Raw genomic sequence first — 20,273 nt, forward strand, 5'->3', positions numbered from 1 at the left:
GCATCGCCTCGCTGACGATGCTCGCCTGGGTGCTCGGCTTCCTGTGGTTCGCGCTGCTGCTGCCGCAACCGGCCGACGACCGCACCACCGACGGCATCGTGGTGGTGACGGGCGGCGGCGGCCGCATCCCGCGCGCGCTGACGGAACTGCGCGCCGGCCACGCGCGCAAGCTGCTGATCGCCGGGGTGGATCGCGAAGTGAAGCCGGGCGAATTCGCGGCCGAATACGGGGTGGAGCCGCGCCTGCTGCAATGCTGCATCACGCTGGGCTACGATTCGGTCGATACCCGCTCCAACGGCCTGGAAGCGGCGCGCTGGGTGGCGGCGCAGCGCCTGCATTCGATCCGCCTCATCACCACCGATTGGCACATGCGCCGCGCCGCGTTCGACCTCGCGGCGGCGCTGCCCGACGATATCGTGATCGTGCGCGATGCGGTGCCTTCGCGCCCGTCGCTGCGCATCCTGTTCCTCGAATACAACAAGCTGCTTGCCCGCATCGGCGCATGGGCCGCCGGCTGGTAACAAGGACAAGCGCCACCATGACGTCTCCGATAGCACCGCCGCTGCCGCGCGGCAGCATCATCGACATCCCGCGCAGCCTGGCGTTCTACCTCGTGTTCTACACGGGCACGGTGCTGCTGGTGATCTGGGTGGCGCTGATGATGTCCGTTTCCGAACACCGCTTCCGGTCGGCCATCCGCAGCTGGGGCAAGTATCACCGCGCGTGCTGCCGCTACCTGCTGGGCATCCGGCGCGAGAGCAACGTCACCCATCCGCGCGGCGGCGTGCTCTATGCGATCCGGCACGAATCGTTCTACGAGGCGATCGAGCTGCCCGCCACGTTCGATACGCCCGTGGTCTTCGCCAAGATGGAGCTGATGCGTCTGCCACTGTGGGGCAAGGCGGGGGTCCGCTATGGCCTGATCGGCGTGGAGCGCGATGCCGGCGCGAAGGCCTTGCGGACGATGCTGACCGAGGCGCGGCGGTTGATCGCCAACGGCCGCCCGCTGGTGATCTTTCCCGAAGGAACGCGCGTGCCGCACGGGTCGGTCGCGCCGCTGCAATCGGGCTTCGCGGGCCTCTACAAGCTGCTGAACCTGCCGGTGATTCCGGTCGCGGTGAACAGCGGCCCGCCCTACCATCGCCTGTGGAAGCGATCGGGCACTGTCCGCTATCACTTCGGCGAGGAGATTCCCGCCGGGCTTCCCCGCGAAGAGGTGGAGGCCCGGGTTCTGGCGGCGCTCAACGTGCTGCATGACTGACGCCCCCGATCCGCTGGCGGACGACGGCGAAGAAGCGCCGCCCCGCCGCTCCCCTCTTGCGGTGCTGGGGCCGGGCCTCGTCACCGGCGCAGCGGACGACGATCCCAGCGGCATCGGCACGTACAGCCAGGTCGGCGCGCAGTTCGGCTATGGCATGGCGTGGACGCTGCTGTTCAGCCTGCCGCTGATGACCGCGATCCAGGAGATTTGCGGCAGGATCGGGGCGGTATCGGGGCAGGGCATCGCGCACAACCTGCGCGCGCATTACCCCCGGCCGCTGCTGCGCGGCGTGGTCATGCTCCTGCTGATCGCCAACGTCATCAACCTGGGTGCAGACCTGGGCGCGATGGGGGCGGCGCTCGCCCTGGTCCTGCCCGGCCGCGACATGCCGTTCATCATCGGCTTCGGGCTGCTCAGCATCGCGCTGGAAGTGTTCGTCAGCTATGCCCGCTATGCCAGCATCCTCAAATGGACCACCCTGTCGCTGCTGTCGTATTTCGCGGTGGCGGCCGTGGCGCACGTTTCCTGGGCCGATGCGGTGCGGGGCGTGCTGATCCCGCATCTCGCCTTCGACAAGGCCAGCGTGATGGCGCTGGTGGCGGTGCTCGGCACCACGATCAGCCCCTACCTGTTCTTCTGGCAGGCCGGGCAGGAAGTGGAGGAACAGCGCCGCCGCCACACCAAGCCGCTCTGCGTCGCGCCGCGCACCGCCGGGGCGGAGCTGCGCCGCATCCGCATCGACACGCTGGTGGGCATGGTCTTTTCCAACCTGACCGCGATCTTCATCGTCATCGCCACGGCGGCGACGCTGCACCGGGCGGGAATCACCGAGATCGACAGCGCGGTGCAGGCGGCCTCGGCGCTGCGGCCGCTGGCCGGAGACTTCGCCTTCGGGCTGTTCGCGCTGGGCATTGTCAGCACCGGCTTGCTCGCCATCCCGGTGCTGGCCGGCTCGGCCGCCTATGCTGTCGCCGAAACCTTCGACTGGAGCGAGGGGCTGGACCGGCGCCTGCGCGAAGCCAAGGCGTTCTATGCCGTGATCGCGCTGGCCACGGTGGCCGGCATCGCGCTCAACCTGCTGGCGATCGATCCGATGCGCGCGCTATACTGGGCGGCGGTGGTCAACGGGCTGCTGGCGCCGCCGCTGATGGTGGTGACGATGCTGATCGCGCGCAATCCGCGCGTGATGGGCGCCTTCGTCATCTCGCCGGCGCTGGCGCTCGGCGGCTGGCTTTCCACCGCCGTGATGGCGGCCGTGGCCCTGCTATTCCTGCTGGCCTGAACGTCGGTCCGCGCCCTCGTCGTGAACGCGGCCGAAATCGGGGCGCGCATCGTCCTGGCCCTGTTCGATGATCGAGCGGCGGATCGCGCGGGTGTGGGAGAAGTGGTCGAACAGCGCCGCGCCGTCCCCCACCCGGATCGCCTTCTGCAATCCCATCAGGTCCTCGGTGAAGCGCTGGAGCATGTCGAGCACGGCATCGCGGTTGTTCAGGAACACGTCGCGCCACATCGTCGGGTCCGACGCGGCGATGCGGGTGAAATCGCGGAAGCCGCCGGCCGAATACTTGATGACCTCGCTCTGCGTCACCGCCTCGAGATCCGACGCGGTGCCGACGATGGTGTAGGCGATCAGGTGCGGGAGGTGGCTGGTCACGGCGAGCACCAGATCGTGATGCTCCGCGTCCATGATGTCGACGCGCGCGCCCAGCATTTCCCAGAACGCAGACAGCCGCGCCAGCTGCGCCGGATCGGCATCGGCGGGCGGCGTCAGGATGCACCAGCGGTTGCGGAACAGCGTGGCGAAGCCCGCGTCCGGCCCGCTCTGCTCGGTACCGGCCACCGGGTGCGCGGGGATCACCGCATGGCCCGGCAGCGCTTCCGCCAGTGCGCGGGCCACGCTGGCCTTGCTTGATCCGACGTCGGTCACCAGTGCGCCGCGCGGCAGGTCCGCCGCCAGCGCCTGCGCCGCCGCGCCCATCGCCCCCACCGGCACGCACAGCACGACAAGGTCCGCCTCGCGCACCGCCTCGCCCGCGCTTTCGGCAATCGTGTCGCACAGCGCGATCTCCCGCGCGCGCAGGCGCACGGTGGCATCGGCATCGAAGCCGCTTACCGTGGCATCGGGCGCGTAGGCCTTCACCGCGCGCGCGACCGATCCGCCCAGCAGGCCCAGCCCGATCACCGCAACGTGGCGGAACGGCGCGGGTGCGGACGCGGGCGTCGTCACTTCGCCGTCTCGCACATCTGCCGCAGCGCGGCCGCGATTTCGTCCATCTGCGCTTCGGTGCCGATGGTGATGCGCAGCGCCTGCGGCAGCCCCTGTCCCGGCAGCCAGCGCGTGATATAGCCGTGCTCCATCAGCCCCAGATAGGCCGCCTCGGCGCTCAGCGCGCCTTCGAACAGGATCAGCACGAAGTTCGCCTCGCTCGGCAACGGACGGATGCCGTGGTTGCCCAGCGCGTTGAGCGCCGCCACGAACTTCGCGCGCTGCGCGGCATTGTGCCGGCGCGATGCCTCCACGAAGTCCTGGTCCGCCACCGCCGCCAGCCCGGTCGCCTGCGCGGTCAGCGACAGGTTGAACGGGCCGCGAATGCGGTTGAGCATGTCGACGATCGCGGCATCGCCCGTCGCCCAGCCGATGCGTTCGCCGGCGAGGCCATAGATCTTCGAGAACGTGCGCGTGACCAGCACGTTCGCCGCGCGCGCCGCGAGGGCAAGGGCGCCGTCCTCGTCCTCGGGCGCGACGTATTCGGCATAGGCCTGGTCGATCACCAGCAGCACGTCCGGGCGCAGCGCGGCGTGGAGCCGGGCGATCCCTTCCCGCGGCAGGAAGCTGCCCGTGGGGTTGTTGGGGTTGGCGAGGAACACCACCCGCGTCCGCTCGGTCACGCAGGCCAGCAGCGCATCGACATCGGTGCCATAGTCCGCGTCCGGCGCCACCACCGGCACCGCGCCGCACCGGCGCGCGGCGATGTCATAGACCGAGAAGCCATAGCGGACATAGACGATCTCGTCGCCCGGCCCGGCATAGGCCTGCGCCGCGATGTGCAGCAGTTCGTCCGAACCGGTGCCCATGACGATGCGGTCGGCGGGAATGCCGTGCAGCGCGCCCAGCGCGGCGCGCAGGTCCTTGCTGTCGGGATCGGGATAGCGCGAAGGCTCCCCCGCGCCGTGCCCCGCCCCACCGCGCGCCGCCAGCGCGGCCGCGCTGGTACCCAGCGGGTTCTCGTTCGCCGAAAGCTTGATCAGTGGACGCCCGTCGGCCCCGGTGGACTTGCCGGGAACATAGGCGTGGATCGCCTTGATCCATTCCTTGGGTTGCGGCCGGTCCGGGGATGTCTGCGCGTCTGCCATGATGCGCCGGGCATTAGGCGGCGTTGACAAATTCCGCAACGGGTAGCCCGCGCCTGCCGTTCAGGCCGCCTCGGTGCGCAGGGCGGCTCCGTTCCATTCGCTCGCCAGGCTGAACGCGGGCAGCATGACGCGGCCGTCGTCGCTGCGGGTGATCAGCATTGGCCCGGCATGGCCCGGCGTCTGGGTCAGGCCCGCCGCCGTCAGGGCATAGGGCGAAACGCGATGGCGCGTACACAGCCCGCCATTGCCGTCCGCCACCATTTCCTGTTCGAACTCAACACCCTGCTGGTGCTTGCGCGAACGGCGCACCGTGGCGATGACCAGCTGGCCGTCACCCAGATCGAGCACGAATTTCGTGCCCAGTGGCACGTCCACCATGCCCTCGATCAGCGCGCCGGATACCGACAGGTTGCGCAGCACGATCGGATAGTAGTGATCTTCGTGGATCGCGCCGATCCGGCGGAACATCGCCTGCCGGTCATGCCGCTGCCGCGCGGGTCCAGACGGGGCGATGATCCATCCATCGCCATCCAGCCGGGCCAGGAAATCGTCGTTGGTGATCGCGGGGCTGTAGATGAAGCCCTGCACATGGCTGACTTCCAGGCTTTTCATCAGATCGAACTGGTCGAACGATTCGACGCCTTCGGCCGTCGTTTCCATGTCCAGCGCCTTGGCCAGCGCCACGATCGCGGCGATGATCGCGCGGTTGCGCGATCCCGAACCCGTCGCGCCGCGCACGAAGCTCTGGTCGATCTTGATCTTGTCGAACGGCGCGGTCTTCAGATAGGCCAGCGAGGAATAGCCGGTGCCGAAATCGTCGAGCGCCAGGCGAACGCCCAGATCCTTCAGCGCCCGGAACATCGCGTCGGTGGTCCCGCCTTCCTGCAGGAACACGCCTTCGGTTATTTCCAGTTCCAGCCGGTCGGGCTCCAGCCCCGACGACGCCAGCGCACTCGCCACCAGCGCGGGCAGCGACGAATCCGCGAACTGGATGGGGGAGACATTGACCGCCACGCGCGCGTCGCCCGGCCATGAGGCCGCGTCTTCACACGCCTTGCGCAGCACCCATTCGCCGATGCGGCAGATCAGGTGCGATTCTTCGGCGATCGGGATGAACCGCGCGGGCGAAATCCAGCCCTGCTCAGGATGATTCCAGCGCAACAGCGCCTCCATCCCGACGATCTGGTTTGACGTGGCTTTCACGATCGGCTGGTAGTGCAGTTCGAGCTGGCCTTTCGGCAGCGCGTCGATGAGGTCTTCCTCCAGCACGCGGCGATCTTCGGCCGCCTTCAGCAGATCGTTCGAAAAGAAGCGGAACCGGCCGCGCCCGCTGCCCTTGGCGGCATAGAGCGCGAGATCGGCGTTGCGCACCAGTTCCTCGCTGGCCTGCCCGTCGAACGGCGCGACCGCCACGCCCACCGACGCGCCGATGGTGCAACGGCTGCCTTCGATCGAATAGGGCTGCGAGATGCTGCTGATGATCGAGGTGGCCATGTCTCCCAGCACGCCGCGATCTTCCTGATCGGGCAGGATGACCTGGAACTCGTCGCCACCCAGGCGGCAGACCTTTTCCTTGTCGCCCACGATCTTCACCAGACGATCGGCCACCTGCTTGAGCAGCGCGTCGCCGGCGGCGTGGCCCAGCGTATCGTTGACCTGCTTGAAGCGGTCGAGATCGATCAGCATGATCGCGCACGAGCGGCGCTGCAGCGCATAGGCCGTCAGCGTGCGTTCGAGCACTTGCGTCATGCGCCGGCGGTTGAGCAGCCCGGTCAGCGGATCGTGCATGGCCAGCCGCGAGCTTTCCTCGGCGGATTCGCGTTCGCCGGTAATGTCGGCGCAGTGCCCGCGAAAGCCGGTGAAGGTGTTGCCATCGCTCTGCGGTTCGCCCGAGATCGACCACCAGCAGCCCCGTCCACCCGCTTCGCTCCGGGCGATCACGCGCTCGAAGCGGCCCCGGCGGGCCAACGCGAAGGACAGCGCCCGCTGGCTGTCTCCTTCGGCTTCGCGATCGGGCGGCAGGAACAGCTCGAGGAAAGGCCGGCCAATGAGGCCGTCCTCGCCGCCGCCGAGCAAGGCCTGCGCGGCGGGCGACATGTAGGTCAGCCGCCCCTCGCCATCGGTCGTCCAGAAACTGCCGAGGCCCAGATCCTCGTAAGCGAAACAGAGAGCCGCCGCATCCCCTTGCGACATGCGCCGCGCCCGGGAGTTTCCTTCCCCCGCACCGGACCGACGCCCCAACAGACTTCTTAGCTTGTTGCTGCCCACTACGTAGTCTTTCGTATGCTCTGGGTGTTGAGCCGAAGTGACCTCAGTATCGACCAGCGGTTGCAAAGCTCTTAAGCGCCGCGCATTTTTCCGACGGTGGACCTTTCCGGGCGCCTGTCGCGCCCTCCTTTTGCGCCAGACAATAAAAGAGGCCGGAGTGGGCTAGCACTCCGGCCTTAGTCTGTTCGCAGGAGGAACATCGTCTGGCGGGGTCGGGGGAGAGAGGGAGAGGATCACGCCCCCCGCCCCGCCAAGCTCGGTAACTCAGTAGTTGTAGGCGCGTTCGCCGTGCTCGGTGATGTCAAGGCCTTCGCGTTCGGCCTCTTCGCTCGGACGCAGACCGATGGTCTTGTCGAGGGCGAAGAAGAGGATCGCGGAGACACCGCCCGAGAGGACCAGCGTCAGCAGCACGGCCTTGATCTGGGTGAAGACCTGGGCCGCCATGTCGTACTTGCCGGCAACGGCGGGGAACACGGTGTAGTCCACCCAGCCCTGGCCGCCGAACGCCGGGTTGGCGACGATGCCGGTGCCGATCGCGCCGACGATCCCGCCGATGCAGTGCACGCCGAAGACGTCGAGCGTATCGTCGTACTTGAGCGCGTTCTTCACGGTCGAGACGAACAGGAAGCAGATCGGCGAGACGACGAGACCCAGGATGATCGAGGTCATCGGCGCCGCGAAGCCGGCGGCCGGGGTGATCGCGACGAGGCCGGCGACGGCACCCGAGGCGGCGCCCAGCATCGAGGGCTTGCCGTGCTTGATCTGCTCGACGATCGCCCAGGAAACGGCGGCGGCGGCAGTGGCAACGAAGGTGTTGATGAAGGCGAGCGCGGCGAGGCCGTTGGCTTCGAGGTTCGAACCGGCGTTGAAGCCGAACCAGCCCACCCACAGCAGCGAGGCGCCGATCATGGTCATGGTCAGCGAGTGCGGCGGGGTGGCTTCCTTGCCGTAGCCCACGCGCTTGCCGATCACGAGGCAGCCGACGAGGCCGGCGATGCCCGCGTTGATGTGAACGACGGTGCCGCCCGCGAAGTCCAGCGCGCCCCAGCCATAGAGCAGACCGGCATCGGTCGGCGCATCGGCCAGGAAGTCAGGACCGGCGAAGTACCACACCATGTGGGCCATCGGGAAATAGACCAGCGTTAGCCACAGGACCGTGAAGATCATCAGCGGCGTGAACTTCACGCGTTCCGCGAAGGCGCCGACGATCAGCGCCGGCGTGATGCAGGCGAAGGTCATCTGGAAGATGACGTAGGCGTATTCGGGAATATAGACGTTGTTCGAGAACGTGGCGGCGTAAGTCGAGGCCGAAACGCCGGCCAGGAACATCTTGGAGAGGCCGCCGAAGTACGGCGAACCGCCGGTGAAGGCCATCGAATAGCCCCAGCTCACCCAGCACAGGGCGGCGACCGACACGATCATGAAAACCTGCATCAGCACGCTGAGCATGTTCTTGGTGCGGACAAGGCCGCCGTAGAACAGCGCGAGTGCGGGAATGCTCATCAGGAGGACGAGCGTGGCCGAAAGCAGCATCCAGGTGGTGTCACCCTTGTTGACCATCGTGGCCATCTGCTCGGCGGTCGGCGCCTTGATCGGGCCGGCCTGTGCGAAAGCGGCGGTAGAAGCGAAGAGCGATACGCCCACGCCCGCAACGCCACTGATCATCTTACGGATCATATGGGTTCCCCTCGTGTCGGAAATCAAAGCGCGGTGTCCCCGGATTCACCGGTGCGGATGCGCGTGGCGGAAGCGAGATCCAGAACGAAGATCTTGCCGTCGCCAATCGCTTCGGTGCTAGCGGTCTGCTGGATCGTCTCGACGATCTGCGGAGCGAGGTCATCGCTGGCCGCAATCTCGATCTTCACCTTGGGCAGCATGTTGGTGGAGTACTCGGCGCCGCGATAGATTTCGGTTTGCCCCTTCTGCCGACCGAAACCTTTCACTTCCGACACCGTCATCCCTGCCACGCCCAGAGCCGACAGTGCTTCACGCACTTCGTCGAGCTTGAACGGCTTGATGATGGCGATGATGAACTTCATTCACGCCCCCCTTTCCAGGCCTCTACGCCGGGCGACCCGCCGGCGAGACACTTTAAGCAAAGGGCGTGCCATTTACCGAAAGTTCAGGAATTCGAGGATTTTTGGAGGCAAATGCGCTCGGGGCGGCCGCGCGCAGCCCGAATCTTGTGCAAAGTGGACCTTTTGCCTAATTTTTAGGCAGAGCAGAGCGCCAGGCGCGCCCACACCGGCAGATGATCGGAACCGACCGCCGACAGCGCGCTGTGGTGCACGCCCAGGTCTTCCACCCGCCATTCGCCGCTCACCACGATCCGGTCGAGCTGGGCGACCGGCCGCCGCGCGGGAAAGCTGCGCCCCGGCGCCAGCAGGCGCCAGCCTTCCTCTAGCCCGCGAAAGGCGCCGCGCGCCGCCGACCATTCGTTCATGTCGCCCATCAGCACGGCCGGGGCTGCGCCGGCGCAGCGCCCCACATGATCGCAGATCGCCTGCAACTGGTGCCGCCGGCGCAGCCCCGACAGGTCGAGATGCATTCCCACCACCCGCAGGCGGGCCTCGCCCACGCGCAGGTCCGCGCAGATCGCGCCGCGTGGCTCCAGCGTCGGCAACGGCACCGCGCCCACCGCCTCCACCGCGATCTCGCGGCGCACCAGCAGCACGTTGCCATGCCAGCCGATGCTCGCCGGGCGGGCGCCACCGCCGCGTCCGGTTATCGCGCCGTTCGGGGCGACCGGACGCCACGGGCTGTGCTCCAGGATCGCCTGCCGCGAAAGCACCGCCTCGCGCGTGCCGAACCGGCGATCGGCTTCCTGCAGCGCGATCACGTCGGCGTCGATCTCGCGCAGGATGCCAAGGATGCGATCGGGATCGCGGCGCCGGTCCAGCCCTACGCCCTTGTGGATGTTGTAGCTGGCGAACGTAAGCCGCACCGCCGGGGCCGCATTCAGCGCAAGGCGTTGAGCGCCGGCACGACCGGACCGGCGATCACAGGAAGTCCTTCAGCGTCTTCATGAAGCGGCCGAACTGGTCGTGGTGCAGCCAGTGCCCAGCGTTCTCGAACTCGATCACCGTGGCGTCGCGAAAATGCCGGATGCGCCCGTCGCGCTCGGGATTGCCCGCCCACGAATCCGCGCCGTTGAGCAGCAGCGTGGGGCAGGTGATCGCTTCCCACAACTCGTGCTTGCGCTCGTTGGTGATGTCGAACGGGTGATCGAGATGGACGTAAGGATCGAACTTCCAGGTGAACGTCCCGTCCTCGTTGCGGTTGATCCCGTGCTTGGTCAGGTGCCGCGCCTGCTCGTCCGTCAGATAGGGGTTCTCCGCCTTCATGCGCGCATAGGCGTCTTCCAGCGTGGGATAGCGGCGCGGCAGGCGGCCGGCGGCCTTGCGCTTTTCGGCGATATATTCGCGGATGCGCCGGGCGAAAGGCACGTCCTTCATCCGCATTTCCCATTCGGGCGTGGGAAAGATGCCCTCGATCGCCACCAGCTTGCGCACATCCTCGGGGAACAGCCCGGCATAGCGCAGCGAGACGTTGGCGCCCCACGAATGCGAGACGATCGTCACCGGCGCCAGGTTGAGCTGGTGGACGAGCTGCGCCACGTCATAGACCATGTCCATGGTGCGGTAATTGCCGTCGGAAACCCATTCGCTGTCGCCGTGGCCGCGGTGGTCCATGGCGATGACGTGCCAGTCCTCGCGCAGCGCCTCGGCCGTCCAGTCCCAGCTGCGGCAATGGTCGCGCCCGCCGTGGATCAGCAGCAGCGGCGGCTTTTCCGTGTTGCCCCAGTCGACGTAGTGCAGCCGCAGCCGCTGCGAGATGAAGCTCTGCGAAGTGGGTCCCAGCAAGTCCATCCTTCCCTCCTGCCTTGTCGTTGGGTGCAGTGCAACAGGAGACGCGCCGGAAGTCCACCCAAATAGGCGGTGCCGGCCGCTATCTTTCCTTGGTCGCGGAAAAGGCGAGGTCGGGGTTGCGTTCCTGCTGGTAGCCGACGTCCCAGGCCGATCGCGCCAGGAACACCGGATCGCCATCGCGATCCTTGGCGAGATTCGACAGGTTGAAATCGGCGAAGGCCTTCAGCGCCTCGGGCGTGCCCTTCAGCCAGCGGGCGGTGTCGAATGGCGATGGTTCCAGCACCGCCTCCACCTTGTATTCCGCCTCCAGCCGCGAAATCAGCACGTCGAGCTGGAGCTGGCCGACCACGCCGACGATCCACTGCGCGCCGATTTCCGGGTAGAACACCTGGATCACGCCCTCTTCCGAAAGATCGTCCAGCGCCTTGCGCAACTGCTTGGTCTTGGTCGGGTCCTTCAGCGCCACGCGGCGCAGGATTTCGGGCGCGAAGTTGGGCAGGCCGGTGAAGCGCACGTCATTGCGTTCGGACAGGGTATCGCCCACGCGCAGGGTGCCGTGATTGGGGATGCCGATGATGTCTCCGGCTTCCGCCGTATCGGCTATCTCGCGGTCCTGCGCGAAGAACAGGATCGGCGAATGCACCGCGATCGGCTTGCCCAGGCCCGACGGAGTCAGCTTCATCCCCCGCCGGAACGTGCCCGAGACCATGCGCATGAACGCGATGCGGTCGCGGTGCTGCGGGTCCATGTTGGCCTGCACCTTGAACACGAAGCCGGTCACGTCGGGCCGCTCCGGCTCGATCGTGCCCTGCTCCGACGATTGCGGGCGCGGCGGCGGCGCATATTTCGCGATCGCGTCGATCAGTTCGGCCACGCCGAAGTTCTTGAGCGCCGATCCGAAAAACACCGGGGTCAGGTCGCCATGGCGATAGGCTTCGAGATCGAATTCGGGATAGCCCGCCTGTGCCAGCTCGATCTCCTCGGCGATGTCCTCGGGAATGTCCGCCGCCGGCTCCACCTTGCCCAGAAACTCGCGGCTGTCGCCCTCGGGCCGGCTGATCGTGTTGGTGGCAAGGTTCAGCACGCCCTGGAAAATGCCGCCCATGCCGACCGGCCACGACATCGGCACCACGTCGAGCGCCAGCGCATCGGCCACCTCGTCCAGCGTCTCGAACACCGAACGGCCCTCGCGATCGACCTTGTTGACGAAGGTGATGATCGGCACCGAACGCATCCGGCACACTTCGAACAGCTTGCGCGTCTGCGGCTCGATGCCCTTGGCCGCGTCGATCACCATGATCGCCGAATCGACCGCGGTCAGCGTGCGGTAGGTGTCTTCCGAGAAGTCCTCGTGGCCCGGCGTGTCGAGCAGGTTGAAGACGATACCGTCCTTCTGGAACGTCATCACCGACGAGGTGACCGAGATGCCGCGCTGCTGCTCGATCTTCATCCAGTCCGACCGCGCGCGCCGCGCCTGCCCGCGCGCCTTGACCTCGCCCGCGAGATGGATCGCGCCGCCTTGCAGCAGCAGCTTTTCGGTCAGCGTGGTCTTGCCCGCGTCGGGGTGCGAGATGATGGCGAAGGTGCGGCGATTGGACATGGGATGCGCCCCTAGCCGAGGGGCCGGCCGGCGTCCATCATCCAGCGGGGCGGGAACGGTCTGGGTCTAAACCTAACGCTCTCCGCCCAGACAGGCTTTCAACGCCGCCGCTTCCCCGCCCTCAAGCGCGCGACCGCCCTGTGCCGCGATTTCGAGCCGCCTCCGCGCGCCTTGATCGATCACGTCCACACGCAGGGTCCGCGCCGCGTTCCACGCGCGGCGATGCCCTTTCGTCTCCGGCACTTCGGTCCAGCCGCCAGCCAGCGGCACGCGCTGCATCATGCAGCCTTCGAGTTGCGCCGCCGCCCGCGCCGAATTGGCGAAGAGGACATTGCGAATTTCCACCTCCTGCCGGTGCCGGCCGTAGGTAGCGGCGAAGACCAGCAGCACCGCCAGCACGCCCAGCAGCAGCGTCCACGTCCGCCTGGCCGACCGCTTCGGCGCCGGGGCAAGAGCCTCGCTCACGCGGCCCGCACCGTCACGTCCATGCGGAAATGGCGCTGCTCGCCCGGCGGCAGCAGCACCACACCCGGCCTCTCGCGGAAATCGCCGGCAAAGCCCACCGCATCGGCATGGCCCTGCCACGGTTCGATGCATAGGTAGTCCGCGCCCGGCTTCTGCCACAGCCCCAGCATCGGCGTGTCCGGAAACGCGATGTCCAGCCACGATCCCCCGTCCGCGCCATAGGATAGCGCCCGACTGGCAAGATCGTCCCAGATCAGCGCGTCGGCGGCGAACAGATCGGGCGAGAGCGCCAGCTCCCGGCCCTTTACCGGGGTGGCGCGCGGTTCGGGGGCAACCAGCCCACTGGCCGCGTCGAGTACGCGCAGGGCGGCCGGCTCGTCCCGTTCGAACACCACGCGGTGCGCCGCCTTCGTCGCGCCGCCCGGCAGCGGCCAGGCGAAGGCGGGGTGATACCCGAACGCGAACGGCAGCGGCCGGGCGCCGGGGTTGGACACGGTGGCGGTCATGCGCAGTGTCGCGCCGTCCACCACGAAGGCCATCTCCAGCACGAAGGCGAAGGGATAGACCGCGCAAGTCGCCGCGCTGTCGGTCAGGCGAAAGGTGACGCGATCGTCGTCCCGCGCCGCCAGTTCGAACGGCATTCTCCGCGCGAAGCCGTGGCGCGGCAGCGTGAAAGTATCGCCATCGATGCGATAGCGGTCCCCCGCCAGCGCCCCCACGATCGGGAACAGCAGCGGCGCGTGGCCGCTCCAGAACGCCGGATCGGCATCGGTCATGAACTCGCGGCCCTGGGCATCGCGCAGCGACCACAGTTCCGCGCCAAGCGGGTGGACGCGCACGGTGAGCGCGCCGGACGCGATGGTGACGAGGTCTTCAGGCATGGGAGTTTCAGGCATGATCCCTCACGGCAAGCCGTCCTGCTGCGCAGGTGCAGCATGACGGCTTGCGCGTGATCTGTCGACCTATCCGCGCAGCACGCCGCCCAGTTTGCCCGCCGCCGCGACCACCTTGTCGGCAATCGCCTTGAGCGCGGCGTCGTCGTAGCTCTTCTCGCCCGGCTGGAGCGTGACTTCCACCGCCAGCGACCTCTGCCCCTCGGGCACGCCCTGCCCCCGGAAATCATCGAACAGCCGCGCGGCGACGATGTTGGCCTTGTCAGCCCCCTTCACCGCGCGGACCAGATCGCCCGCCGGCACCCCGGCATCGACGAGGAAGGCGAAGTCGCGCGTCACCGCCTGCAGCGCGGGCGGCGCATAGTGCGGCCGGGCGAATCCGGGCGCGGCCTTCTTCGGCGGGATGCGATCGAGGAACAGCTCCACGGCGGCGAGCGGCCCGTCGAGATCGAAGGCCTTGGCGGTCGCCGGGTGCAGCATGCCGAAGCGCGCCAGCACCGTCTTCGGCCCCAGCCGCAGCGTGGCGGACTGGCCCGGATGGAACTGCGGCCCGGCTTCTCCCATCACCTGCAGGTTGTCGACCGGCGCGCCGGCTTCGGCCAGCAGCGCCAGCGCCTCGGCCTTGGCGTCGAAGGCGTCGAACGCCTGCGCCTTGCCGGTCTTCCAGCCGCGCGGCCTCTTTTCACCCGCCAGCACCACCACCAGGCTCAGCTTCTCGTCGCTCGCCCCGGCCTCGCCGCGCAGATAGCGGCGGCCGATCTCGAACAGGCGGACCGAGGCCGCGCCACGATCGAGATTGCGCCGGGTCGCCGAAAGCAGGCCTGGCAGCAGCGACGGGCGCATCGCCTTGAGGTCTTCCGAAATCGGATTGGCCAGCACCCACAGCCCGCCGTTGCCATCCGTGAAAGGCTCCGCCTCGGCTTCGGGCAGGAACGACCAGGTGACCGCCTCGTTCAGCCCGCGCGCGGCCGCGGCGCGGCGCACGCGGCGCTCCATCCTCTGCGCCGGCGTCGCCGTGGGCTTCGCCACGCCATCCTCGCGCGGCAGCGGCGTGGAAGGCACCGCGTCCAGCCCGTGCACGCGGATCACTTCCTCCACGATGTCGGCCGCGCCATCCACGTCGGGGCGCCAGGTGGGCACGGTCACCGTCCAGCCGGACCCTTCTCCCGCCGCCGCCTCGAAGCCCAGCGCGGCAAGAATGCGGCGCTGTTCATCCTCGGCAACCGCCACGCCGCCCAGCCGGCCGGCCAGCGCAGGATCGTAAGCCACGGTCTTGCGCGCCAGCGGCGGCGCGCCCACGCGCAGCACCTCGGACGCTTCGCCACCACAGAGGTCGAGGATCAGCCGCGTCAGCAGCTCGATCCCGGCATCAAGGAACGCCGGGTCCACCCCGCGCTCGAACCGGCCGCGCGCATCGCTCGCCAGCGCCAGCGCCTGCCCGGTGCGCGCGATGCGCGCCGGATCAAAATAGGCGACTTCCAGCAGGACATCGGCGGTATCCTCGGAGCAGCCCGAATGCTCGCCGCCCATGATGCCGGCCACGTCGTGCACGCCCGCCGCGTCGGCGATCACGGTCATCGTCGAATCGAGCGTGTATTCCTTGGCGTTGAGCGCGACGACCTTCTCGCCATCGTTCGCGCGGCGCGCCACGACCGCACCGTTCAGCTTCGCCAGATCATAGGCGTGCGCCGGACGGCCATAGGCGAGCATGACGTAATTGGTCACGTCCACCAGCGCCGAGATCGGCCGCTGGCCCGCGCTCTTGAGCCGGTCCTGCAGCCATTGCGGCGAGGGGCCATTCTTCACGCCCCGGATCACGCGGCCGTAGAACGCCGGGCAGCCTTCGGCGTCCTCGATGCGGATGTCCGCCGGGCACGGGAACGCGCCCGCAACGGGCGCGGCGTCCACCGGCTTCAGCGTGCCCAGCCCGGCGGCGGCCAGATCGCGCGCGATGCCGTACACGCCCATGCAATCGGGCCGGTTGGGCGTGATCGCCACGTCGAACACCGGATCGGAACCGAGGTAGTCGGCAAAGGTCGTGCCCACCGGCGCATCGGCCGGCAGTTCGATGATGCCATCGTGTTCCTCGCCCAGGCCCAGCTCGCGCGTGGAACACATCATGCCGTTGGATTCGACACCACGGATGGCCGACTTGCGCAGTTCCATGCCGTTCGCGGGCACGACCGCGCCGGGCAGGCCGAGCACACCGACCAGCCCCGCGCGCGCATTGGGCGCGCCGCAGACCACCTGGAGCGGCGCGCCGTCTCCCACATCGACCGACAGCACCTGCAGCTTGTCCGCCTGGGGATGCTTTTCCGCCGTCAGCACGCGCGCGATGCGGAACGCGCCGAGCGCGGCGGAGGCATCCGCCACGCCTTCGATTTCAAGGCCCAGCGCGGTCAGCTTGCGCGCGATGGTATCGACGTTGGCCCCGGTATCGGTGCCAATATCGAGGTGGTCCTTCAGCCACGAGAGCGAGAACTTCATGCCTTCACCCCCACACCGCCGGAAAGCGTCGGCACGTCGAGCGCACCGAAACCATAATGTTGTAGCCAGCGCACATCGCCGTCGAAGAACGCGCGCAGATCGTCCATGCCGTATTTGAGCATGGCCAGCCGGTCGACGCCGGTGCCGAAGGCGAAGCCCTGCCATTGATCGGGATCGAGCCCGCCGAATTCGATGACGCGGCGGTTGACCATGCCGGAGCCCAGCACTTCCATCCAGCCGCCGTTCTCGACGTCACCGCCGCCGCCGACCACGCGCTTGCCGTTGACCACCGTGTAGCCCACGTCGACTTCCACCGACGGTTCGGTGAACGGGAAATAGCTCGGGCGCAGGCGCAGCACGATGTCGTCGCGCTCGAAGAACGCCTTGAGAAAGGTTTCCAGCGTCCACTTCAGGTGACCAAGGTGGATGCCCTTGTCGATCACCAGGCCTTCGATCTGGTGAAACATCGGCGTGTGCGTGGCATCGCTGTCACTGCGATAGACGCGGCCGGGCGCGATCACGCGCAGCGGCGCGCCCTGCTTCAGCATCGCGCGGATCTGCACCGGCGAGGTATGCGTGCGCAGCAACATGGCGCGCCCTTCCGCATCCTTGTCGGGGAAATAGAAGGTATCGTGCATCGCCCGCGCCGGATGCGTTTCGGGCATGTTGAGCGCGGTGAAGTTGTGCCAGTCGTCCTCGATCTCGGGGCCGGACGCCACGGCGAAGCCCATGTCGGCGAAAATTTCGGCCAGTTCGTCCATCACCTGGCTGACCGGATGGACCGACCCCTTCGGCGCTTCGGGCGCGGGAAGCGAAAGGTCCACCGTCTCGGCCGCCAGCCGGGCATCGAGCGCCGCCGCTTCGAGCGCGCCCTTGCGCGCGGCCAGCGCGGCGGTCACCGCCTCGCGCGCGGCGTGGATCTTCGGGCCTTCGCTCTGGCGCTGTTCCGGGGACATGCCGCCCAGCGTCTTGAGCAGGGCGCTGACCCAGCCCTGCTTGCCAAGCGCGGCTACGCGGATCGCCTCGACCGCTTCGGGCGTCGCGGCATCCGCGATCGCGCCCAGCGTTTCGGCCTGCTGTTGTTCAAGCTGTTCCATCGCCGGTGCCGCTAGCGCCAAACGGTGCGGAATCAAAGGGCGAAACGCAGCGCCCCCGTCGCATCAGTCCCCGGTCCGCGCCGGCAGGTGCAGCGCCTGCACGGCCGCGCCGGCCGCCTCGAAGCGCGCGCGCATCACGGCCGACAGCACCGGACGCGGATGCGCCACATAGGCGCGCGGCGTCATCCCCATGAACCGCCGGAAATCGCGAACGAACTGCGCCTGGTCATGATAGTGCCCGTCGATCGCGCCGATCCACTTGAGTTCGGGATCGAGCATGTATTGCGACAGGCTGCGCATGAAGCGCTGCCGCCGCAGCAGCAGGCGCGGGGCGAACCCGAAATAACGGCGGCAGATGCGCTCGATGGTGTACGAAGCCAGGCCCGTCGCCGCGGCCACGTCCGCCACGGAGCCCGTTTCCGGATCGACGATCGCGCCATGGATGGCTACGATCCGGTCTTCATCGGGCACCGGCATGTCCACGCGCGCCGCGAAAAAGGCGGTGATCCGTTCCAGCTCGCCCGCTTCGTCCGGACACGCGCCGAATACGCCTTCGATCAGCGGACCGAACTGGGCGAAGTCAGGCTCCGCGCAGGGATCGAAGATGCGATCGGCCCAGAGGTGCGCCGGCGCCCGTGCGAACTTGGCCCAGCCCAGCGGCAACAGGCCGATGCCCCATATGCGGCAGCGGCCGGCGGTGAAGCGGATGGTCGTGCTCGTCGGCCCGGTGCCGATCGCGGCGATGCCGGGCGGCCCCTTCGTTCCGGCGATTTCGGCTTCGGGCATCGCGCCCTGGAACAGCCGCAGGTTGGCCCATTCGGGATGCAGGTGATCCTGCACCCGTTGCCCTTCGGGAATGTCGATCTCGGTGAGGTAAAACGTCGTGAAATAGGGGCGCAGCGCCAGGGGCGGCTGATGGAATCGAACCTTTACGCGGCAATCCGCTGGCAATCGCGCGACCCTTCGGAATCGTTGCTGAGTAGCAATCCGTTACAAATCGCCATAATCGTTTGTTGCGCGCTGCAAAAGCCTCCAGATCGGCGATATCGTCACGCAGGTTAGCAGAAGTGGGGGTAGTTTCTGATTTTCCAGCAAAAAGGGCATTGGTCCGGATCGGACCAATGCCCTTTGATGCGGTTCGCGGTGCGAACGGCTCAGGCGGCGGGAAGCGCTGCCTTGGCCTGCGCGATCACGGCGTTGAACACGCCGCCCTCGTTCATCGCCAGATCGGCCATCGCCTTGCGATCGAGTTCGATCCCGGCGAGCTTCACACCGTGGATGAACTGCGAATAGGTGAGGCCTTCGGCGCGGACCGCGGCGTTGATGCGCTGGATCCACAGGGCGCGGAACGTGCGCTTCTTAACCTTGCGGTCGCGATAGGCGTACTGGCCGGCCTTTTCGACGGCCTGACGGGCGACGCGGATCGTGTTCTTGCGGCGGCCGCGGTAACCCTTGGCCTGGTCCAGAATCCGCTTGTGCTTGGCACGGGTGGTAACACCACGCTTGATACGGCTCATAAGTCAGCGCTCCTCAGTTCAGCCCGTAGGGCGCCCACTTCTTGATCACCTTCGCGTCGGCGTCGGAAATCACTTCCGTGCCGCGGTTCTGGCGGATGTACTTGGCGTTGTGGCTGATCAGGCGGTGGCGCTTGCCGGCAACGCCGTGCTTCACCTTGCCGGAAGCGGTGATCTTGAACCGCTTCTTCACGCCGCTCTTGGTCTTGAGCTTGGGCATTTTCGTCTCCTAGATTCGACGCGCCAGATTCGCCGTGGCAGCCCTTTCAGCCAGGCGAATCCCGAATGGTGTGTCGGTTGAAGGTGGCGCCCATAGTCAGGTCCGCCCGGAAAGGCAAGCGGGCGCTGGCTTTGATGCCGCTCCTACCCCTTCCAGGCGATCCTGTTTAGCGCCCGCCCACGTCCGCCAGATCGAACGGCGTGGTCTGGTAGGTCTCGTTGATCCAGTTGCCGTAGAGCAGGTGCCCGTGGCCACGCCAGGTGTTGGCGGGCGCGGCCTGCGGATCGTCGCCGGGGAAATAGTGCTGCGGCAGATACCCGCCCTCGTCCCGCGCATATTCGCCGGCCAGCGTCAGCGTATCGTATTCCAGGTGGTTCAGCATGTGCAGCGCGCGATGGGCGGGATCGTCGATCAGGCACAGCCCGGTCTCGGCGCTGTCGGCCAGCACGCGCAGTCCGCGCCCTTCGGGCAGGTCGGCGGCGCGCACCTCGCTCCAGCGCGAGACGGGCACGTCGAACACGTCGGGCAGCCCGCGCATCCACGGGCTGGCCGGCGCGCGGTTGTCGTGCCGGAACACGCCCGAGGCCTTGGACGCCAGCGCGTGCTTGGGCACGCCGTGGAAATGGTGCAGCGCCGCCATCGCCCCCCAGCACACGTTGAGCGTGCGGTGGACGTTGACCTGCGACCAGTCGAAGATGCGCCGCAATTCGTCCCAGTAGGTCACTTCCTCGAACGGGATCTGCTCCACCGGCGCGCCGGTCACGATCAGCCCGTCGAAGCGTTCCTCCCGCACATCCGCCCAGGGGCGATAGAATTCGGCGATGTGCCCGGCGGAGGTGTTCTTGCTGACGTGGTCGGAAATGCGCAGCAGTTCCAGTTCCACCTGCAGCGGCGTGGCCCCCAGCACCCGCGCGATCTGGGTTTCGGTGGTGATCTTGTCGGGCATCAGGTTCAGCAGCGCGATGCGCAGCGGGCGGATATCCTGCCGCGCGGCTTCGGTTTCGCCCATCACGATCACGCCTTCGGATTCCAGCGTGCGGCGGGCGGGCAGGTTGTCGGCAATCCGGATCGGCACTGTCTTGGCGTCTTTCTTCTCGTCCCGTGGGGAAAGACGCCGCGCGTGTCCGTGTCCGTTTGGTTGCCGGATCGGCCACATCCTCCTTGCGGAGCGCCACCTTGCCCGGATCGGCAGGTTGGCGTCGGGGCGCCTACCCCAACTCTTGATGCGGTGCCGGCTTTATCCCG

19 protein-coding genes and 1 riboswitch are annotated in these 20,273 nt (G+C 67.7%); of the genes, 3 read left to right on the plus strand and 16 right to left on the minus strand.

The features are described 5' to 3' along the window. The first annotated feature begins 17 nt into the window (after positions 1 to 17). Genes FA702_RS10125 through FA702_RS10135 form a run of 3 tightly spaced genes read left to right on the plus strand, consistent with a single transcriptional unit; the run spans position 18 to position 2,543 of the window. Positions 18 to 521 (plus strand): YdcF family protein, encoded by a 504-nt coding sequence (locus FA702_RS10125; protein ID WP_124810529.1) that lies wholly within the window; start codon positions 18 to 20, stop codon positions 519 to 521. A 17-nt stretch (positions 522 to 538) separates the two neighbouring features. Beyond that, complete coding sequence (locus tag FA702_RS10130; RefSeq protein WP_136956046.1) at positions 539 to 1,261, plus strand: 1-acyl-sn-glycerol-3-phosphate acyltransferase; 723 nt, start codon at positions 539 to 541, stop codon at positions 1,259 to 1,261. Further along, complete coding sequence (locus tag FA702_RS10135; RefSeq protein ID WP_136956047.1) at positions 1,254 to 2,543, plus strand: NRAMP family divalent metal transporter; 1,290 nt, start codon at positions 1,254 to 1,256, stop codon at positions 2,541 to 2,543. The genes FA702_RS10130 and FA702_RS10135 overlap by 8 nt, the downstream gene beginning before the upstream one ends. On the opposite strand, the gene FA702_RS10140 is transcribed toward FA702_RS10135, so the two are convergent. From FA702_RS10140 to metA, 16 genes are all read right to left on the minus strand, one after another. Continuing rightward, the gene (locus FA702_RS10140; RefSeq protein WP_136956048.1) at positions 2,526 to 3,488 is read right to left on the minus strand and encodes a prephenate/arogenate dehydrogenase family protein; all 963 of its coding nucleotides are present in this window, start codon (positions 3,486 to 3,488) and stop codon (positions 2,526 to 2,528) included. The genes FA702_RS10135 and FA702_RS10140 overlap by 18 nt on opposite strands. Continuing rightward, entirely contained in the window at positions 3,485 to 4,615 is a 1,131-nt protein-coding gene (locus FA702_RS10145; RefSeq protein WP_136956049.1) for a histidinol-phosphate transaminase, read from the minus strand. Before FA702_RS10145 ends, FA702_RS10140 begins: the two co-directional genes overlap by 4 nt. 60 nt (positions 4,616 to 4,675) lie before the next feature. Continuing rightward, positions 4,676 to 6,808 (minus strand): bifunctional diguanylate cyclase/phosphodiesterase, encoded by a 2,133-nt coding sequence (locus tag FA702_RS10150; RefSeq protein ID WP_136956050.1) that lies wholly within the window; start codon positions 6,806 to 6,808, stop codon positions 4,676 to 4,678. 339 nt (positions 6,809 to 7,147) lie between these two features. After that, on the minus strand, positions 7,148 to 8,560 hold the full coding sequence (locus FA702_RS10155) for an ammonium transporter (RefSeq protein ID WP_125954384.1): 1,413 nt from the start codon (positions 8,558 to 8,560) through the stop codon (positions 7,148 to 7,150). A 23-nt stretch (positions 8,561 to 8,583) separates the two neighbouring features. Further along, positions 8,584 to 8,922, minus strand: coding sequence for a P-II family nitrogen regulator (locus FA702_RS10160; protein ID WP_124810512.1), 339 nt, complete (start codon positions 8,920 to 8,922; stop codon positions 8,584 to 8,586). Positions 8,923 to 9,095: 173 nt separating this feature from the next. Continuing rightward, positions 9,096 to 9,827, minus strand: a complete 732-nt coding sequence (locus tag FA702_RS10165) for an endonuclease/exonuclease/phosphatase family protein (RefSeq protein WP_136956051.1) — start codon at positions 9,825 to 9,827, stop codon at positions 9,096 to 9,098. Between the two features lie 55 nt (positions 9,828 to 9,882). Next, a complete protein-coding gene (locus FA702_RS10170) occupies positions 9,883 to 10,752 on the minus strand; it encodes an alpha/beta fold hydrolase (protein WP_136956052.1) in 870 nt (289 codons plus the stop codon). Between the two features lie 79 nt (positions 10,753 to 10,831). Continuing rightward, the gene (locus FA702_RS10175; RefSeq protein ID WP_136956053.1) at positions 10,832 to 12,352 is read right to left on the minus strand and encodes a peptide chain release factor 3; all 1,521 of its coding nucleotides are present in this window, start codon (positions 12,350 to 12,352) and stop codon (positions 10,832 to 10,834) included. A gap of 72 nt (positions 12,353 to 12,424) precedes the next feature. Continuing rightward, positions 12,425 to 12,817: a hypothetical protein gene (locus FA702_RS10180; RefSeq protein WP_136956054.1), complete on the minus strand. Its 393-nt coding sequence runs from the start codon at positions 12,815 to 12,817 to the stop codon at positions 12,425 to 12,427. Then, positions 12,814 to 13,698 carry an aldose 1-epimerase family protein gene (locus FA702_RS10185; RefSeq protein ID WP_136956055.1) on the minus strand — a complete coding sequence of 295 codons (885 nt, stop codon included), beginning with the start codon at positions 13,696 to 13,698 and terminating at the stop codon, positions 12,814 to 12,816. Before FA702_RS10185 ends, FA702_RS10180 begins: the two co-directional genes overlap by 4 nt. Positions 13,699 to 13,779: 81 nt before the next feature. Then, positions 13,780 to 16,197 carry a phenylalanine--tRNA ligase subunit beta gene (gene pheT, locus FA702_RS10190; RefSeq protein WP_136956056.1) on the minus strand — a complete coding sequence of 806 codons (2,418 nt, stop codon included), beginning with the start codon at positions 16,195 to 16,197 and terminating at the stop codon, positions 13,780 to 13,782. Continuing rightward, positions 16,194 to 17,294, minus strand: a complete 1,101-nt coding sequence (pheS, locus tag FA702_RS10195) for a phenylalanine--tRNA ligase subunit alpha (protein ID WP_136956057.1) — start codon at positions 17,292 to 17,294, stop codon at positions 16,194 to 16,196. Before pheS ends, pheT begins: the two co-directional genes overlap by 4 nt. Before the next feature lie 63 nt (positions 17,295 to 17,357). Next, complete coding sequence (locus FA702_RS10200; protein ID WP_136956058.1) at positions 17,358 to 18,245, minus strand: AraC family transcriptional regulator; 888 nt, start codon at positions 18,243 to 18,245, stop codon at positions 17,358 to 17,360. 203 nt (positions 18,246 to 18,448) lie between these two features. After that, on the minus strand, positions 18,449 to 18,811 hold the full coding sequence (rplT, locus tag FA702_RS10205) for a 50S ribosomal protein L20 (RefSeq protein WP_124810520.1): 363 nt from the start codon (positions 18,809 to 18,811) through the stop codon (positions 18,449 to 18,451). Between the two features lie 13 nt (positions 18,812 to 18,824). Further along, entirely contained in the window at positions 18,825 to 19,028 is a 204-nt protein-coding gene (gene rpmI / locus FA702_RS10210; RefSeq protein WP_124810521.1) for a 50S ribosomal protein L35, read from the minus strand. 166 nt (positions 19,029 to 19,194) lie between these two features. Further along, complete coding sequence (gene metA, locus FA702_RS10215; RefSeq protein WP_168196045.1) at positions 19,195 to 20,103, minus strand: homoserine O-succinyltransferase; 909 nt, start codon at positions 20,101 to 20,103, stop codon at positions 19,195 to 19,197. Between the two features lie 49 nt (positions 20,104 to 20,152). Then, a riboswitch (SAM-I-IV-variant riboswitch) is annotated at positions 20,153 to 20,260 on the minus strand. Positions 20,261 to 20,273 lie beyond the last annotated feature (13 nt).

Source organism: Novosphingobium sp. EMRT-2 (assembly GCF_005145025.1).
In the GTDB taxonomy this organism is placed as follows: Bacteria; Pseudomonadota; Alphaproteobacteria; order Sphingomonadales; family Sphingomonadaceae; genus Novosphingobium.

What these genes read in the sequence shown, in the direction of transcription:
- FA702_RS10125 (WP_124810529.1), top strand. Translation starts at nt 18, where the DNA reads ATGCTCGCCTGGGTGCTCGGCTTCCTGTGGTTCGCGCTGCTGCTGCCG.
- FA702_RS10130 (WP_136956046.1), top strand. Translation starts at nt 539, where the DNA reads ATGACGTCTCCGATAGCACCGCCGCTGCCGCGCGGCAGCATCATCGAC.
- FA702_RS10135 (WP_136956047.1), top strand. Translation starts at nt 1,254, where the DNA reads ATGACTGACGCCCCCGATCCGCTGGCGGACGACGGCGAAGAAGCGCCG.
- FA702_RS10145 (WP_136956049.1), bottom strand. Translation starts at nt 4,615, where the DNA reads ATGGCAGACGCGCAGACATCCCCGGACCGGCCGCAACCCAAGGAATGG.
- FA702_RS10150 (WP_136956050.1), bottom strand. Translation starts at nt 6,808, where the DNA reads ATGTCGCAAGGGGATGCGGCGGCTCTCTGTTTCGCTTACGAGGATCTG.
- FA702_RS10155 (WP_125954384.1), bottom strand. Translation starts at nt 8,560, where the DNA reads ATGATCCGTAAGATGATCAGTGGCGTTGCGGGCGTGGGCGTATCGCTC.
- FA702_RS10160 (WP_124810512.1), bottom strand. Translation starts at nt 8,922, where the DNA reads ATGAAGTTCATCATCGCCATCATCAAGCCGTTCAAGCTCGACGAAGTG.
- FA702_RS10170 (WP_136956052.1), bottom strand. Translation starts at nt 10,752, where the DNA reads ATGGACTTGCTGGGACCCACTTCGCAGAGCTTCATCTCGCAGCGGCTG.
- FA702_RS10175 (WP_136956053.1), bottom strand. Translation starts at nt 12,352, where the DNA reads ATGTCCAATCGCCGCACCTTCGCCATCATCTCGCACCCCGACGCGGGC.
- FA702_RS10185 (WP_136956055.1), bottom strand. Translation starts at nt 13,698, where the DNA reads ATGCCTGAAGACCTCGTCACCATCGCGTCCGGCGCGCTCACCGTGCGC.
- pheT (WP_136956056.1), bottom strand. Translation starts at nt 16,197, where the DNA reads ATGAAGTTCTCGCTCTCGTGGCTGAAGGACCACCTCGATATTGGCACC.
- pheS (WP_136956057.1), bottom strand. Translation starts at nt 17,294, where the DNA reads ATGGAACAGCTTGAACAACAGCAGGCCGAAACGCTGGGCGCGATCGCG.
- rplT (WP_124810520.1), bottom strand. Translation starts at nt 18,811, where the DNA reads ATGAGCCGTATCAAGCGTGGTGTTACCACCCGTGCCAAGCACAAGCGG.
- rpmI (WP_124810521.1), bottom strand. Translation starts at nt 19,028, where the DNA reads ATGCCCAAGCTCAAGACCAAGAGCGGCGTGAAGAAGCGGTTCAAGATC.